At 58.0% G+C, this 15,266-nt stretch carries 11 protein-coding genes and 1 pseudogene; 5 read left to right on the top strand and 7 right to left on the bottom strand.

Going from position 1 to position 15,266, the window contains the following annotated elements; all coding sequences use genetic code 11:
• Nucleotides 1-8: 8 nt before the first annotated feature.
• The 3 genes from ACN0SD_RS05135 to recA form a co-directional block, all read right to left on the bottom strand.
• Complete coding sequence (locus ACN0SD_RS05135) at nucleotides 9-305, bottom strand: DUF1330 domain-containing protein (RefSeq protein WP_417807143.1); 297 nt, start codon at nucleotides 303-305, stop codon at nucleotides 9-11.
• The gene (gene alaS / locus ACN0SD_RS05130; RefSeq protein ID WP_417807142.1) at nucleotides 305-2,959 is read right to left on the bottom strand and encodes an alanine--tRNA ligase; all 2,655 of its coding nucleotides are present in this window, start codon (nucleotides 2,957-2,959) and stop codon (nucleotides 305-307) included. Before alaS ends, ACN0SD_RS05135 begins: the two co-directional genes overlap by 1 nt.
• A 119-nt stretch (nucleotides 2,960-3,078) precedes the next feature.
• Nucleotides 3,079-4,146 carry a recombinase RecA gene (recA, locus tag ACN0SD_RS05125; RefSeq protein WP_417807141.1) on the bottom strand — a complete coding sequence of 356 codons (1,068 nt, stop codon included), beginning with the start codon at nucleotides 4,144-4,146 and terminating at the stop codon, nucleotides 3,079-3,081.
• A 213-nt stretch (nucleotides 4,147-4,359) separates the two neighbouring features.
• On the opposite strand from recA, the gene ACN0SD_RS05120 reads away from it, so the two are divergent.
• Nucleotides 4,360-4,953 (top strand): sulfotransferase family 2 domain-containing protein, encoded by a 594-nt coding sequence (locus tag ACN0SD_RS05120; RefSeq protein WP_417807140.1) that lies wholly within the window; start codon nucleotides 4,360-4,362, stop codon nucleotides 4,951-4,953.
• Here ACN0SD_RS05120 and ACN0SD_RS05115 read toward each other — a convergent pair.
• The 3 genes and pseudogenes from ACN0SD_RS05115 to ACN0SD_RS05105 form a co-directional block, all read right to left on the bottom strand.
• Nucleotides 4,954-7,235, bottom strand: a pseudogene (locus ACN0SD_RS05115) (ATP-binding protein).
• Between the two features lie 148 nt (nucleotides 7,236-7,383).
• Entirely contained in the window at nucleotides 7,384-8,547 is a 1,164-nt protein-coding gene (locus ACN0SD_RS05110; protein ID WP_417807139.1) for an RsmB/NOP family class I SAM-dependent RNA methyltransferase, read from the bottom strand.
• Nucleotides 8,548-8,724: 177 nt separating this feature from the next.
• Nucleotides 8,725-9,384 (bottom strand): TetR/AcrR family transcriptional regulator, encoded by a 660-nt coding sequence (locus tag ACN0SD_RS05105; RefSeq protein WP_417807138.1) that lies wholly within the window; start codon nucleotides 9,382-9,384, stop codon nucleotides 8,725-8,727.
• A 65-nt stretch (nucleotides 9,385-9,449) separates the two neighbouring features.
• On the opposite strand from ACN0SD_RS05105, the gene ACN0SD_RS05100 reads away from it, so the two are divergent.
• From ACN0SD_RS05100 to ACN0SD_RS05085, 4 genes are read left to right on the top strand one after another with little or no spacing between them, the layout of a single operon-like run.
• Complete coding sequence (locus ACN0SD_RS05100; RefSeq protein WP_417807137.1) at nucleotides 9,450-10,769, top strand: flavin-containing monooxygenase; 1,320 nt, start codon at nucleotides 9,450-9,452, stop codon at nucleotides 10,767-10,769.
• Nucleotides 10,766-11,668: a bile acid:sodium symporter family protein gene (locus ACN0SD_RS05095; RefSeq protein ID WP_417807136.1), complete on the top strand. Its 903-nt coding sequence runs from the start codon at nucleotides 10,766-10,768 to the stop codon at nucleotides 11,666-11,668. The genes ACN0SD_RS05100 and ACN0SD_RS05095 overlap by 4 nt, the downstream gene beginning before the upstream one ends.
• Nucleotides 11,665-12,603, top strand: a complete 939-nt coding sequence (locus ACN0SD_RS05090; RefSeq protein WP_417807135.1) for an SDR family oxidoreductase — start codon at nucleotides 11,665-11,667, stop codon at nucleotides 12,601-12,603. The genes ACN0SD_RS05095 and ACN0SD_RS05090 overlap by 4 nt, the downstream gene beginning before the upstream one ends.
• Nucleotides 12,600-13,373, top strand: a complete 774-nt coding sequence (locus ACN0SD_RS05085) for an SDR family NAD(P)-dependent oxidoreductase (protein ID WP_417807134.1) — start codon at nucleotides 12,600-12,602, stop codon at nucleotides 13,371-13,373. The genes ACN0SD_RS05090 and ACN0SD_RS05085 overlap by 4 nt, the downstream gene beginning before the upstream one ends.
• 988 nt (nucleotides 13,374-14,361) lie before the next feature.
• On the opposite strand, the gene ACN0SD_RS05080 is transcribed toward ACN0SD_RS05085, so the two are convergent.
• Complete coding sequence (locus ACN0SD_RS05080) at nucleotides 14,362-15,216, bottom strand: DUF481 domain-containing protein (RefSeq protein ID WP_417807133.1); 855 nt, start codon at nucleotides 15,214-15,216, stop codon at nucleotides 14,362-14,364.
• Between the last annotated feature and the right edge of the window lie 50 nt (nucleotides 15,217-15,266).

Raw genomic sequence — 15,266 nt, 5'->3', positions numbered from 1 at the left:
AGACGACCTTAAACTTCGTCACTGGCCTCAAGGATCATTAGATCCCGCTCGGATGCGCCCTTGGCATGGGCCATTGCGGCTTGATACTCATCGGAATGATAGCATTGCTCGGCAGCCTCAAGGCTGGGGAACCACGCTAGCACATTGCGCGCGCGATCATTGCCTTCAAGCTGGACATAGCGCGTGTTGCGCGCCAGAAACTTGCCGCCATGTTTGGCGATCGCAGGCCCGGCCCCTTGAGCATATTTGCCGTAAGCCTCCGGGTCGGTCACCTTCACATGCGCAATCCAATAAGCTCCAGCCATCACAAGCCCTCCAGATAAGATTTCACCGCGGCAACCGCGTCATCAGCCTTGGACGGATCGGCCCCGCCCGCCTGCGCCATGTCGGGGCGACCGCCGCCGCCTTTGCCGCCAAGCGCAGCAGCTGCCGCCTTGACCATATCAACCGCGCTGGCGCGTTCGGTCAGATCAGACGTAACGCCCGCAGCAACCGCCGCCTTGCCGCCCGTATCAGCAACCACAAGGATCGCGCCACTACCGATCTGCTCTTTGAGTGCGTCGACAATAGCGGGCAAATCCTTCCCCGTGACGCCGGCGATCACTTGAGGAATGAACTTCAAGCCATTGATTTTCAATGCTTCCGAGCTGCCGGACGCGCCACCACCCATCGCGAGTTCGCGACGAAGCTGCGCGACCTCATTGCTCAGGCTCTTGCGTTCATCCAAGATCGTTTGCAAACGCGACAAGGCATCGTGCTCGCTCACTTTCAATAGGCTTTCGATATCTGACAACAGCAGATCGCGACGCCGCAACTCGCTCATCGCAGCGTCACCCGTCAGCGCCTCGATCCGGCGCACGCCCGCCGACGAAGCCGTCTCGCCCGTCAAAACAAAGCTGCCGATATCGCCTGTGCGCGTCACATGCGTGCCCCCGCACAGCTCAAGCGAGTAAACATCGCCGCGCGCGCCCTTGCCCGAACCGGTCTGCTTGCCCATCGAGACGACGCGCACCTCATCACCGTATTTCTCACCAAACAGCGCCTGTGCGCCAAGCCCGCGCGCGTCATCGGGCGTCATGATCCTCGTTTCAACCGGCGTGTTTTGGCGAATGAATTCATTCACTTCGCGCTCGATCTTGGTGATTTCTTCCGCGCTCATCGCTTTGTTATGCGAGAAATCGAAACGCAGACGATCCGCAGCATTGAGCGAGCCACGCTGCGCGACATGATCGCCCAAAGCGCGGCGTAAAGCCTCGTGCAAAAGGTGCGTGGCCGAGTGATTAGCGCGAATTGCGCTGCGGCGTGCATGGTCAACCTCAAGGCGCGCGCCCTGCCCGACGGCGATCTCGCCCTCGATCACATCCGCAAAATGAATAAACACACCTGCAACCTTTTTCGTGTCGCTCACCCGGGCTTTGCCCGTCTCGGTCACGATCATCCCTTGATCGCCAACCTGACCGCCGCTTTCCGCATAAAACGGCGTTTGGTTGGTTACAATTTGCACCTTGCCCTGCGCTGCATCCACACGTGCGCCCTCAGAAACAAGCGCCACGATCTGACCCTCGGCGCTTTCGGTGTCATAGCCCAAAAATTCGCTCGTGCCGGATTTCTCAGCAATATCGAACCAAATCGCTGCATCCGCCGCCTCGCCCGAGCCAGACCAACTTGCGCGCGCCTTGGCCTTTTGCTCGGCCATCGCAGCATCAAAGGCCTCGGTGTCGACCTCACGCGCCTTTTCGCGCAGCGCATCTTGCGTCAAATCCAGAGGGAAACCGTAAGTATCATAGAGCTTAAACGCAGTCTCGCCGGGCAATTTAGTGCCCTCTGGCAAATCCACCAACGCCTCATCCAACAGTTTCAAGCCGCGATCCAGCGTAGTCTTGAAGCGTGTTTCTTCCGACAGCAGCGTCTCTTCGATCAGCGCCTGCGCACGGCCCAATTCCGGATAAGCTGCCCCCATTTCGCGCACCAAAGCAGGCACGAGGCGATACATCACCGGGTCTTTCGCCCCTAGCAAATGCGCATGGCGCATCGCGCGGCGCATGATGCGACGCAGCACATAGCCGCGCCCATCCGAGGCCGGCATCACCCCATCGGCAATCAGGAACGAGGTCGAGCGCAGGTGATCGGCGATCACACGGTGATGCACATTGCCCGGCCCATCCGGGTCACTCGAGGTCGCATTGGCCGACGCCTCAATCAAGTGGCGCATCAGATCGGTGTCGTAATTGTCGTGCTTGCCTTGAAGCAGCGCTCCAATCCGCTCCAGCCCCATACCCGTATCGATCGACTGCATATCAAGCGCGCGCATCGAGCCGTCCTCGAACTGCTCGTTTTGCATGAAGACGAGATTCCAGATCTCGATAAAGCGGTCGCCATCTTCATCGGCGCTGCCCGGAGGGCCACCCCAAATTTTATCCCCGTGATCAAAGAAAATCTCGGTGCAAGGACCACAAGGTCCGGTCGGACCCATTTGCCAGAAGTTGTCATTCGTCGGGATACGAATAATGCGCTCGTCTGGCAGGCCCGCAACCTTTTTCCACAGCTGCGCCGCCTCATCATCGGTATGATAGACGGTGACCCAAAGGCGATCCTTCGGGATATCGAAGTCCTTGGTGAGCAGTTCCCAAGCGAAAGGAATTGCACCCTCTTTGAAATAATCGCCAAAGGAGAAATTCCCCAGCATTTCAAAGAAAGTATGGTGGCGTGCCGTGTAGCCGACATTGTCGAGGTCATTGTGCTTTCCCCCGGCGCGCACACATTTCTGCGCCGATGTCGCACGGACATAATCGCGCTTTTCCACGCCGGTGAAACAGTTTTTGAACTGCACCATGCCGGAATTGGTAAACATCAAGGTCGGGTCATTGCGCGGAACAATGGATGAGCTGTCAACGACGCGGTGGCCGTTGCGCTCAAAGAAGTTCAGAAACGTAGAGCGGATTTCATTAAGGCTGGGCATGTCTATCTCGCCTGATCGAGCTGGTTAGCCCCCGTTTAACGCCGGCCCTGCGTGCTGTCCAGCAAGTGAAAAGGCCGAGCACATGGCCCGGCCTATCTCAATGGCGTTTTGCGTCGCGATTATTCCTCGGTAAGCGCGTCATCTTCGCCCATGTCACCAAACTCAAGCCCGTGACTGGCGCGGATTTTATCTTCGATCTCATAGGCAAGATCGGGGTGCTCGCGCAGGAAAGTTTTGGCGTTTTCACGCCCCTGCCCGATCCGTTCATCGCCGTAGGAATACCAAGCGCCCGATTTCTCAACGATCCCGGCCTTTACGCCCAGATCGACAAGCTCACCCATCTTGGAAATGCCCTCACCATACATGATGTCAAATTCGACCTGCTTGAAGGGCGGCGCTACCTTGTTCTTAACCACTTTTACACGGGTTTGGTTGCCAACAACCTCATCGCGATCCTTGATCGCGCCGATGCGGCGGATATCCAGGCGCACTGATGCATAAAATTTCAACGCGTTGCCACCGGAGGTCGTTTCAGGCGAGCCGAACATAACGCCGATTTTCATGCGAATCTGATTAATGAACACCACCATGCAGTTGGAGCGCCCGATAGACGCGGTCAGCTTGCGCATCGCTTGGCTCATCAATCGGGCCTGAGCGCCGACCGTATGGTCACCCATATCGCCTTCAATTTCCGATTTTGGCGTCAGCGCGGCCACTGAATCGATAACAACCATACTTACAGCGCCTGAGCGCACCAGCGTATCGACGATCTCAAGCGCCTGCTCACCGGTATCGGGCTGCGAGATCAACAGATCTTCAAGTTCGACACCAAGCTTACGCGCGTAATGCGGATCAAGCGCATGTTCCGCATCCACAAAGGCGCAAACACCACCCTTTTTTTGTTCTTCCGCGATCGCGTGCAGCGTCAGGGTCGTTTTCCCCGAGCTTTCAGGCCCGTAAATTTCAACAATCCGCCCCTTAGGCAGACCGCCGATACCAAGCGCAATGTCGAGGCCGAGCGACCCCGTCGAGGTCGCCTCGATCTCGCGCACGGGCGTCTCGCCCCCGAGCTTCATGATCGAGCCTTTACCGAATTGCCGCTCAATCTGCGCAAGCGCCGAATCCAACGCTTTTTGCTTATCCGCCTTGTTGTGTTTTTCCATCTCGAGAATTTTCGCTACTGCCATTGTCCCAGTCCTTATCCCACAGACAGGATGCGGCGGCAATGCGGCCCGACGCGATCCGTTCACTTGATGTTCTTGCCGTCTTATGCGGACAAATGAAGAACATTGCAAGAAATTTCTTACCACACCAGATTGTCACGAGATTCTTAATGAAAGGTTTACCGTTAAACGCGCAATCGGTATGCAGGGATGATTTTTAAGTTAGCGAGGCATAAAATGCTGATATTTTGGAAGCAAAAGCTCGTTTTTCTTGCCACGCCTAAGGCCGGATCTTCGGCGATTGAAGCCGCGCTTGAGCCGCTCGCAGATGTTGCAATTCAGCGCCCCGCAGAACTGAAACATACTTCAGCGCAGGATTTCCAAGGTCATTTAGCACCATACTTGGCGCAAAGAAGCGGCGAGACGTTCACCACTGTCGCGTTGATGCGCCAGCCGATTGACTGGTTGCGGTCCTGGTATCGCTTTCGACTACGAGACGATGATGAAGATCCGGGTCATCCAATGATCGGACGTAAATTTGAACAATTTGCCCAAGATTATATGGCGTCCTCTCGACCTGCTCACGTGAGTTTCCCCAGCCAATCAGAGTTCCTGTGTGATGGGACTGGGACTTGCGTTGTGGATACGGTCTTTCGATATGATCAAATAGATAGTTTCGTGCATTTTCTTGAAGACCAGCTTGATTTTGCAATCACTTTGCCGCGTGTGAACGTGCCTCCGGCTGTGGATGTGACGCTGTCGGAGCGAACGCAAACCGCTTTGACCCAAGCGATGGCACGCGATTTTACGCTGTACGATTCGTTGGGGTGATCAGCCCAGTTGATTTTGTACTGTCGCCGTTAATTCACTAAGCGAAAAAGGTTTGGGCAGGAAGACAGAGTTCTCCACCGGGCAATCTCCGTTTTGGAACACATCTTCGGCATACCCCGACATGAAGACGGTCTTTGTGCCCGGGCGCGTTTTAAGTGCTTCGGTGACCCACGTTGGCCCATCCATTCCGGGCATAATCCGTCAGTTACAAAAATATCGACATCAAGATCTGGCGAACCCAGCATTTCCAGCGCCTCCTCGGCATTTTCCGCTTCAAGTACGGAATAGCCGCGCAGTTTTAGCGCACGCGACGCAAAAGCGCGAACGGGGGCCTCATCCTCAACCAAAAGCACCGTCGCGTTACCCTGAATGGCTATATCCGAGGGTACGCGAGAGCCTGACGCTTTGGGAGCCTCTGCGTCGCTTTGCACAACACTGTCGTGGACCGGAAGATAGATCGTGAAGCAAGTCCCAGACCCTACCACGGTGTCGCAAAAGATATACCCGCCCGTCTGCTTGATAATGCCATAAGCAGTTGAAAGCCCCAAACCCGTACCTTCACCGATGCGTTTTGTCGTGAAGAAAGGCTCAAAAATCTTCTCTAACTTATCTGCAGAGATACCTGTCCCCTCGTCAGAAACCTTGACGGCGACGTAATCGCCCTTAGGAACCGTCACGCGATCGCGCGGCATGTCTTGGATAAGATGCAGGTTTTCAGTTTCAATTTTGATTTCTCCGCCGCCCGGCATTGCATCGCGTGCATTAACGACGAGGTTCATAAGCACTTGTTCAAGCTGGCGTTTGTCCGCCCGGATCGAACGCAATTCAGAATCATGTGCGAGCGTCAGAAGCACTTTCTCTCCCACCAAACGATTGAGCAGATGCGTCATATCCGACAGCGTGTCACGCAAATCAACAATCTGAGGTTTCAGCGTTTGCTTGCGCGAAAACGCCAGCAACTGACCAACAAGAGACGCTGCCCGATTGGCATTCTGACTGATCTGATCGAGATCGGCGAAATCGGGATCGCCTTTGTCATGGCGCAGCATTAAGAGGTCGCAATGGCCAGAAATGGCGGTCAGAAGATTGTTGAAATCATGCGCCACGCCGCCTGCTAGCTGACCGATTGCTTGCATCTTTTGGCTTTGAACAAACTGCGCCTCAAGGGTTTTGAGTTGGGTGGCATCTGAGAGCACCGCCATCAAGCCAGCACGTCCGCTCTCGACAATGCGCGCGAGCGTTACCTGCAAGAACACTTCCTTGTCGCCGCGCCGCGCACGCAGCACCTCGGGGCGCCTGTCCGCCCGCCCTTCAAGCGCGTCGGCGACCCAATCTCCGACCGGACGGCCCAATCCCTCAAGCATTTCTGACAAATGTACATCCAGCACGGTTTTGCCCAGCAACCCTCGCGCAGCCCGATTGATAGCCGTCACTTCGCCATGCGCGCCCAGTTTCATCAGCGCCACAGGCAGGTTTTCAAAACCGCCTGCGTCTGTCTGCGTCTGGCCAGTCTCAATCGGCAAAAGATAGATCTCGGAACGACCGCCCCCGCTGTCAATCTGCGCGACAGTCGCTCGAACTTTTCCATCAGGCGTGGTAATTTCATGAGTTTCGCCAGAGCGCAGCGGCAAATCTGTGAATATCCGCTCAAGCGTGCGCATCCGTTCCCCGACAAGACGGCGCATCGTCTCGTTCATGAATAAGATCGTGCCATTTTCGGAAGCTGTCAGCATCGGCAGGCTAATCGTTTCGGCTCCACGCCCTCCGATAGGGCGCTCTGCCATATCCTCGAGACGCCATAAATAGTCATTGTCCCCGATTTGATGGACTGACAAACGAACATGGCCGCGCCGCGTCACCAGATCCTCGCGCGCGGCGCCCAAGGCTGACGCCTTGCTTTGTAAGCGGCGCAAAACTGTCGCTGGATTGGCAAACAATTCCCCGAGAGAGCGCGCCAAAACCTGCCCCCCGCGTGAGCCGAAACGCTCTAGCGCGGCGCGGTTCTGAAACCCGATTTCGCCATCTGCATCCGTTGTGAACGAAGGCGAAGCATCATGGGCGATGAACTCTGAAATCAAGCTATGCATCCGAGTTTGCCGCCCGCGTTGATAGAGACACGCAACCCGTGTTGCCGCCGCTATGACCAACAATGTGCCAGAGGTGGAAAACATCGCCCACATCGTCACACGATCCGGCACCAACACCCCGATCCCCGCCGCGATGATCGCCGCAAAAGCCAGATAAACTCCGCCCGGCGCAAGTTGCGCCATCGTGCGGGTCATCGGCTGCAATGTCACGTTACTATCCGCCACGCAGGAAATCCTCTCAAATTCGTCCTCACCATATGCGGGGATAAAGGATTAAAACCGCATTAACGGCCATAAGAACACAACCTTTAGTTGAGTCAATCTATGAGAAATTTTATTGAGCTTACCGAGACCGACGCATCACAGCGGCAAAAAAACCGTCTCCGTCAGACCGCGGCGAAAATCGACTGGCGATTTCAGCCGTCCAACCTTGATCACTCATTTTATTAAGCTGATCTTCATTTTCTGTCCGTAGAAGAGAACACGTCATATATGCTAATGCCCCCCCTTGCGCGACCAAAGTCGAGGACTCGATCAGTATCTTTGCCTGTAGCGCGCACAGCTCGGACAAGCGCGCGGAATCAAGACGCCATTTCGCCTCTGGCGTGCGCCGCCATGTGCCCGATCCGGAACAGGGCGCATCGACCAAAACGAGGTCATAGCCTTCCCCCGGATCGCCGGGCGGGCGCTGGGTAATGCGGGCACCGGCACGCTTCGCTCGTGCGTGCAGATCACGCATTCGGTCCGCATCGGCGTCATGCGCAAAAATCTGGGCCTGTGGGCATGCGGCAGCCATTGCCAACGCCTTGCCGCCCCCGCCCGCACAATAGTCAAGCACGCGGGCACCCGGCGCCAAGGGCAAAAGCGCCGAAGCCGCCTGAGAGGAGGCATCTTGCAACTCAACCAAACCCGTCAAATAGGCCTGCGAACGCTGGACCAAACGCGCGCCCTGGGTCACCTCAAGTGCAGTTTCGGCCAACGCATGGGGCTGAGCAATGATGCCTTCATTTGCAAGGGCGGTTTGCGCTTGAGCGCGCGTACCACGCGCTAGGTTCACGCGCAGAAAAACCGGGGCGCGCGCGCGCATCGCTTGCGAAATCACGAGGTAATCATCGCCCAAATCGGCCTGCAAAATTGGACGCAGCCACGCGGGCCAGTCAAGCTCGGCGACACCCTCGGGTGCGGAGGCCTCGTAGGCGGCGCGCTCGGAGGCACTGAGGGGCGTCGGCGCATAGCCCTCACCTGTAAAAAGCGTATCAGGATCAATCTCTTGCGCGCGCATCATACCAAGCATCAGCGCGCGCCCCTGCTCACCCCCGCCAAGGGCGGCGAACGAGCCACGGCAGCGCAAAGCATCAAAGACGTGATCGCGGATCGCGGCGCGATCCTTGGAGCCTGCATAGCGGTTTGCGCGCGCCCAATTGGTTAACGCGCGCTCTGCCGGATCCCCTGACGCAATGCGATCCAGCAGCGAAATCGCCGCGGCGATGCGGGCACCCGGGGTCATGTGCGAGCCCGAACGGAAGGCAATTTACGACTATGTTTCAAAATCTTGCATTCCATTCTTCAAGCATTTCGTTAAGCTTTTTGGCAGCACTCTTATCGCTTGCTATTTACGATAAACCCCTAAATTTCAAGGCGTTTCAGAGCACTCGCCCACACCATAAACCGCCTGTGTCCGCCCCTACCCCTGCTGCAATCGCGCTGCGCAGCCAGCGGCACAAAACGCCACCAATCCGTCAATCGTGACCTGCGCGCCTGCCTCATCGGCCAAGGCAGATACGCGCCATTGCGAGGTCAAGAACGCCAAAAGCGCCGCGACCGAATAGACAAAGGCTTCGGCGGCCACTGTGCGTTTGACTTCGGGAAACAGGGCTGCGATCTCGTCTATGAAGCGCTGCGCGGTGGGGTCAAACAGCTCGGCTGAAATCTTGGCCCAAACCGGGTCTGCCGACACCATCGCAACAAGGCGCGCATAGGCCAGCCATTGCGCATCACCGCCCTCAGCCTTTTCCAGATAGGGTTGAAAAAAGCAGCGCAGGATCGAACTTAGCGTCAATTCCCCGTCAGATTTCGCCCGCGCAAGAGCCGCCAATCGCAGCGCAGATAACGCCTCGGCCCGCCGCTCCACAACCTCGCGAAACAGCGCCTCTTTGCCACCCCCATGATGATGCACCAAGCCTAGCGGAACCACGGCGGCGGCAGCAATATCTCGCACCTTCGCGCCATCGAATCCGTCGCGCGCAAAAACCAACTCTGCGGCATCGAGAATTCGTGAACGACTCGCGAGCGAACGCTTGGATGGCGCCCTAAGTCTTTGCTTTTTCTCTTTTTTAACTGTCATCACTCTGGGGCTTGCTTATTTTGAACATTCGTTCAATTTAAATGCTCTCTGGGAGGAGACATAGCATGACAGACACGCGGGGCAAATTCGCCCTTATCGGCGCAGGCCCCATGGGTCTGGCCGCAGCCAAGGTATTGCGCGAACAGGGTATCGCCTTTCAAGGGTTCGAGATGCACAGCGACGTGGGCGGGCTTTGGGATATCGAGGGGCCGCTTTCAACAATGTATCAAAGCGCGCATTTGATCTCGTCCAAGCGGATGACGGAATTTACCGATTTTCCGATGCGCGAGGAGGTGGCGGAATATCCCAGCCACCGCGAGATGGCGCGCTATTTCCGCGAGTTTGCCGATCATTTCGATCTGCGCCAGTTTTACCATTTCAGCGCGCAAGTTACACGGGCGGAACCGCTGGGCGGCGATGGCGAGGGTTGGCGCATTCACTGGCGCGATGCGTCGGGCGAGCATGACGCGGTGTTCGCCGGCCTACTGATCGCCAATGGCACGCTAAGCGAGCCGAATATGCCCGAGTTTCCCGGCAACTTCTCGGGCGAACTGATCCATTCCTCAGCCTATCGCGACCCTGAACAATTCAAGGGCAAGCGCGTGCTGGTGGTGGGCGCGGGCAATTCGGGCTGCGATATCGCGGTGGATGCGATCCATCACGGGATTAGCTGCGATCTGTCGGTGCGCCGGGGCTATTATTTCGTGCCCAAATACGTCTTTGGCAAACCCGCCGATACGATGGGCGGGGCGATCCGCTTGCCGATGTGGCTCAAGCGGCGCATTGATGGCACGATACTGAAATGGTTCGTCGGAGATCCCGCGAAATACGGCTTCCCCAAGCCCGATTACAAACTTTATCAAAGCCATCCGGTGGTGAACTCACTGGTGCTGTTTCATGCCGGTCACGGCGATCTGAAGGTGCGCCCCGATATTGCGCGCATTGAGGGCCACACGGTCCATTTCAAGGGCGGCACGCAAGTCGATTACGACATGATCCTCGCCGCGACCGGGTACAAGCTGCACTACCCGTTCATCAGCCCCGCATTGCTGAACTGGCAGGGCGATGCGCCCCATTTGTATCTTAACGCGATGCATCCCAAGCGCGACGATATCTTCGTGCTGGGGATGCTTGAGGCCAGCGGTCTGGGCTGGCAGGGCCGCCATGAGCAGGCCGAGATGGTCGCGCTCTACATTCGCGGTCTGCGCGAGAGTGCCGAGGCGGCGAAAAAGCTGCACGCAGAAAAGGCGGCAGGCTTTGAACGCGCCACTGGCGGGATGGACTACCTCAAGCTCGCCCGCATGGCCTATTACGTCGATAAAGCCACGTACCGGCGCGCCGTGACCGGCTGGATCAAGGCGTTAGGCAAAGGGCGCGCGGCATGACCGGGCTGGACGCTATTCATCTCAATTTCAGTCCCGCTTCCTTGCATCTGCTCAATGCGATCCTTGGCATCGTGATGTTTTCCGTCGCGATTGATCTGGCACCGCGCGATTTTCGCGCGCTGCTGGGGCGGCCGAAATCGCTGGTCGTGGGCTTTGCATCGCAGTTCGTCGTGCTGCCTGCGCTGACGTTCGCGCTGATCAGCGTGCTGCACCCCCGCCCCTCGATTGCGCTGGGGCTGATTTTGGTGGCCGCCTGTCCCGGCGGCAATGTGTCGAACTTTTTCACCCATCGCGCGGGCGGAAATACCGCGCTTTCGGTGTCGTTGACGGCGTTTTCGACGGCTGCGGCGATTGTGCTGACGCCATTGAACATCGCGTTTTGGGGCAGCCTTTATGGCCCGACCCGAGCACTGCTGCACCAGACCACGATTGATCCGGTGCAAGTGGCGATTACGGTCGTTGTGATGCTGTTGCTGCCGCTGCTCGCGGGGATCGCGCTGAACCAAGCACGCCCCGATATTACGGCGCGACTGCGCGGGCCGTTGAAATGGGTCTCGATGGGGATATTCGTGGCCTTCGTTTTAATGTCCTTGGCCGCGAACTGGGGCTATTTCCTGCAATTTGTCGGGCTGATCGCGGGGCTGGTAGTACTCCATAACGCGCTGGCCTTTGCGGGGGGCTATGGCACTGCGACGCTTGCGGGGCTGTCGCCCTATGATCGCCGCTCGGTCACGATTGAGACGGGAATTCAGAACTCCGGCCTTGGCCTCGTACTGATCTTTGCGTTCTTCGGAGGGCTTGGCGGCATGGCTATCGTCGCCGCCTTCTGGGGCATCTGGCACATTATCGCAGGATTTACCCTCTCCACCCTTATGGCGCGCACGGAGGCCGTACGATGACGAAAATCCTGATTACCGGCGCGGGCGGCATGATTGGGCGCGCGCTGATGGCGGAACTGGCTGGTTGCGCGCATGAGGTGATCGCCACAGACCTCAAAGCGCCCGCAGGTCTACCCGAAGGCGTGCGCTTCACCCCGCTTGACGTAACCACCGATGCGCCCGCGCGCGTGATCGCAGCCGAGCGCCCCGAGGTGATCGTGCATCTCGCCTCGATCGTGACGCCCGGTCCGGGCATGGGGCGCGATTTGGCCCATGCAGTCGATGTCGAGGGCTCGCGCAAGGTGCTGGAGGCCGCGCTGAAAAATGGCGTGCGGCGGCTGGTCGTGACCTCTTCCGGCGCCGCCTATGGCTATCATGCTGACAATCCCGTGCCGCTGCGCGAAAGCGATACGCTGCGGGGCAATCCCGAATTCGCCTATGCCGATCACAAGCGTCAAGTCGAGGAAATGCTGACACAGGCCCGCGCCGATCATCCCGCGCTGGAACAGGTCGTGCTACGGGTCGGCACGGTCTTGGGCGCGCGCACCGACAACCAGATCACCGCGCTGTTTGCCAAGCCGCGCCTGTTGGCGATCCGGGGGGCTGACAGCCCGTTCGTCTTTATCTGGACGCACGATCTGGCGCGCATCTTGCACCGCGCGGCGACCGATGGGCCGGCGGGGATCTACAATGTCGCGGGCGATGGCGCTTTGGGGATGCGCGATCTCGCGCGACGGTTGGGCAAGCCTGTGCGCACCCTGCCCGCAGGTCTGATCAAGGCGGCCTTGGCGCTGGCTCATCCGCTGCACCTTAGCCGCTATGGCCCTGAACAAGTGCGGTTTTTGCAATATCGCCCAGTGCTGGCAAATGACGCGCTGAAACGCGATTTCGGCTATACGCCCGAACTCAGCAGCGCCGAGGTGTTCGATCTGTGGTGCCGCGAGACGGGGCTATGAGCGCACCCGTCGCCGTCATCTCGGGCGGGGCTGGCGGCTTGGGGCAAGCGGTGTCGGCAGCGTTGCGCGCCGAGGGCTGGCGGGTGGTGATTCTGGATCGCGATCTCGCCGCGCTGATTGATGCACCCGGCCAGCAAGCGATTGCCTGCGATCTGACCGATCCGGCACAACTGGCCAGCGCCTGCGCGCAAATTCTCTCCGATCATCCGCGCATTGATCTGGTGATCTACAATGCCGGCGTGACGCAGATCGGCCCCTTCGAGGCGCTTAGCGAGCCCGCCCATCGCAAAGTTTTCGAGATCAACTATTTCGCCGCCGTTGCGATGGCGCGCGCGTTTCTGATTCCGCTGCGTGCAAGCCAAGGCACCCATCTGGCGATCTCGTCTGTGGCGGGGTTTTCGCCGCTCTATCATCGCACCGCCTATGCCGCATCAAAGCACGCGTTAGAGGGGTTCTTCGCCTCGCTGCGCTCTGAAGAGACGCGCCATGGCGTGCGGATCCAGATCGCAGCGCCCTCTTTCGTTGCCACCAATCCCGGTCGCGCCGCACGGCACGCGGACGGTATCGCGCGCCCCGGCTCTGCCACGGACGGCGTCGATTACATGACGCCCGAAACCGCCGCGCGCATGATCTTGCACGGACTGAAAAGCAAGGCCCCGATGATCCCGGTCGGGCGCATCGCGCGGCTGTCATGGTATCTCCACCGCCTCTCGCCGCGCTTGTTTCAGCGCCTTATGGAGCGACGCATCGGGACGACAGACGCGGGCTGAGCAATCAGAAAACGCGCGGAGCAATTCCCTGCCCCGCGCGTCTAATTCACTCGCTATCCGCGTCACTCAATCAGATAGCTCGGACGTTCGTGGGCAATCTGCACGTCGTGCACGTGGCGACTTCGCAGAAATAAAACTTTGATAAATATAGATAATTATAAAATCCCCTACAGCGCGACCCAGTAAAAACGGGCGTAGCTCAATTTACAACCACTCCCGGAATCCGGGGCATGAATTGCACAATCGCCGTCAAGAAATCTCGTCAAAACTATGATTTTATAAGATATTCTTTGCCGGATTGCCCGAGGTGGTTCGGTGTTCCGGAGAGAACAAAATCCTCAGGACACGACGATCGGAAAAACAGCCGACCCGATTTCCGTATTCCCTGGAAATGGCCGAGACGACCTCCAAGCTGGGCGCAAATTCTTGACGCAACTCGAGGGGCGATAAGGCTGCCGTGTCCCTTAGGGAATGCGCCCGTCATAGGCTTAACTCCTCTCGATCAGGTGATATGGCTCAACAGCCCTGAACAACAATTCGGTGATGATCCGCTTGGCAGGGGATGGCGTATTCAGAGCCCGTTCCGCCCAGCGGTTCAAGATCGGCGATGTCAGGACGTGATCGTCTGCGTCCGAGGCCAGAAGTGCGTCCGTCGCGTCTAGGTTTTAGAAGACCTGGATAGGGTGAACCGTCGCCAAGGCGCGCATAGATCTTGACCGCGCGTTCGAGCAACTGGTTCTGCATCCAGTCCGGTTCCTCTTCAGCGCACGTCTCCAAGGGCTGCTCCCATGCCTAGACCTCACATGCTAAGAGCGCACCGTCAGGACGGTTTCACAAGCCTCACGACGCGCCCCAGACAAGCAACGCGCATCACGAAGACCCTCAGAGGTTTCTCTTGCACGAACGAAACAGGAGGATGGGTTGCCCCACCCTCCTGTCCATTTTTATGAGGCGACACGATGCGTGTCTAAGACCGCCATGCTTGTGCTTAAAAGCCCATAACAAGGGACAAGCCGACGGTGTTGTCCGTCTTCTTGAGGCCTGCCGCCGGATCGGTATTGTAGTCGGTCCGATAGCTAATGCGCGTCGAGAACGTGTCAGACATCTTAAAGTTCACGCCAGCATCGTTGGACAGCACGGTGTTCACTTCGGAACCAAGAATATCGGTGTCCATCGTGAACGACACTGTCTCGGTAAACGCATAGTAATAGCGCGACGAGGCAATGAAACCGGCTTCAGTATCCGAGGCACCGGTAATGTCCTTGAAGTAGCGCGCTCCCGGGCCTGCTTGCACACGCCAGGTTTGGTTTGGCTGGTTCACCACCCGGTAGCCGGGACCAAAGCCAATAAAGGCGTCGGTTTGCGAACCGGGCAGGATTGCACCGCTGGAGTCAGTCAGCAGACCATCATATTGGAAACGGCCCAGACCGAACATGTAGAACTCGGGCGTGAAATAGCGGCTGGCCTCATAGGTGCCAAAGAACTTTTCTTCGTTCTTGGTCCCGTTTGCTTCGCCATATTCGACGGCAAGGCCAAACAAATGGCTCCACGCGCCAACGCCATAGGTCAAGCGACCGGCACCCGACAATTCGCCGGTATCCGTATTGCCCGAAGCGCCCGACGCTGTCAGCGCGACAGATCCACGCCAGCCCTGCGGCACGCCGTTGGGGCCAAAGCGGTCAGCGTCCTGCCCACGGCGCTGATCGCGCTGAACATCGGTGGTGATGTCATCAATCTGGTCGTTAAGTGCGGTGATGCCAGTGACAGTATTCTGAGCCGAAGCCGGGATCGCGACCATCAGCGCCAGTGCGGACACGCCAGCGAATTTAAAAACTGCGTTCATGGGTCATTCCTTCCCAAAAAGGTGATCCGCCCCGGCAGATGGGGCGAAAG

Origin of the sequence: Thioclava sp. (assembly GCF_048263065.1) — a bacterium.
In the GTDB taxonomy this organism is placed as follows: Bacteria; Pseudomonadota; Alphaproteobacteria; order Rhodobacterales; family Rhodobacteraceae; genus Thioclava.
The sequence above is the reverse complement of the archived record's forward strand: the minus strand, read 5'-3'. Positions and strand labels throughout refer to the sequence as shown.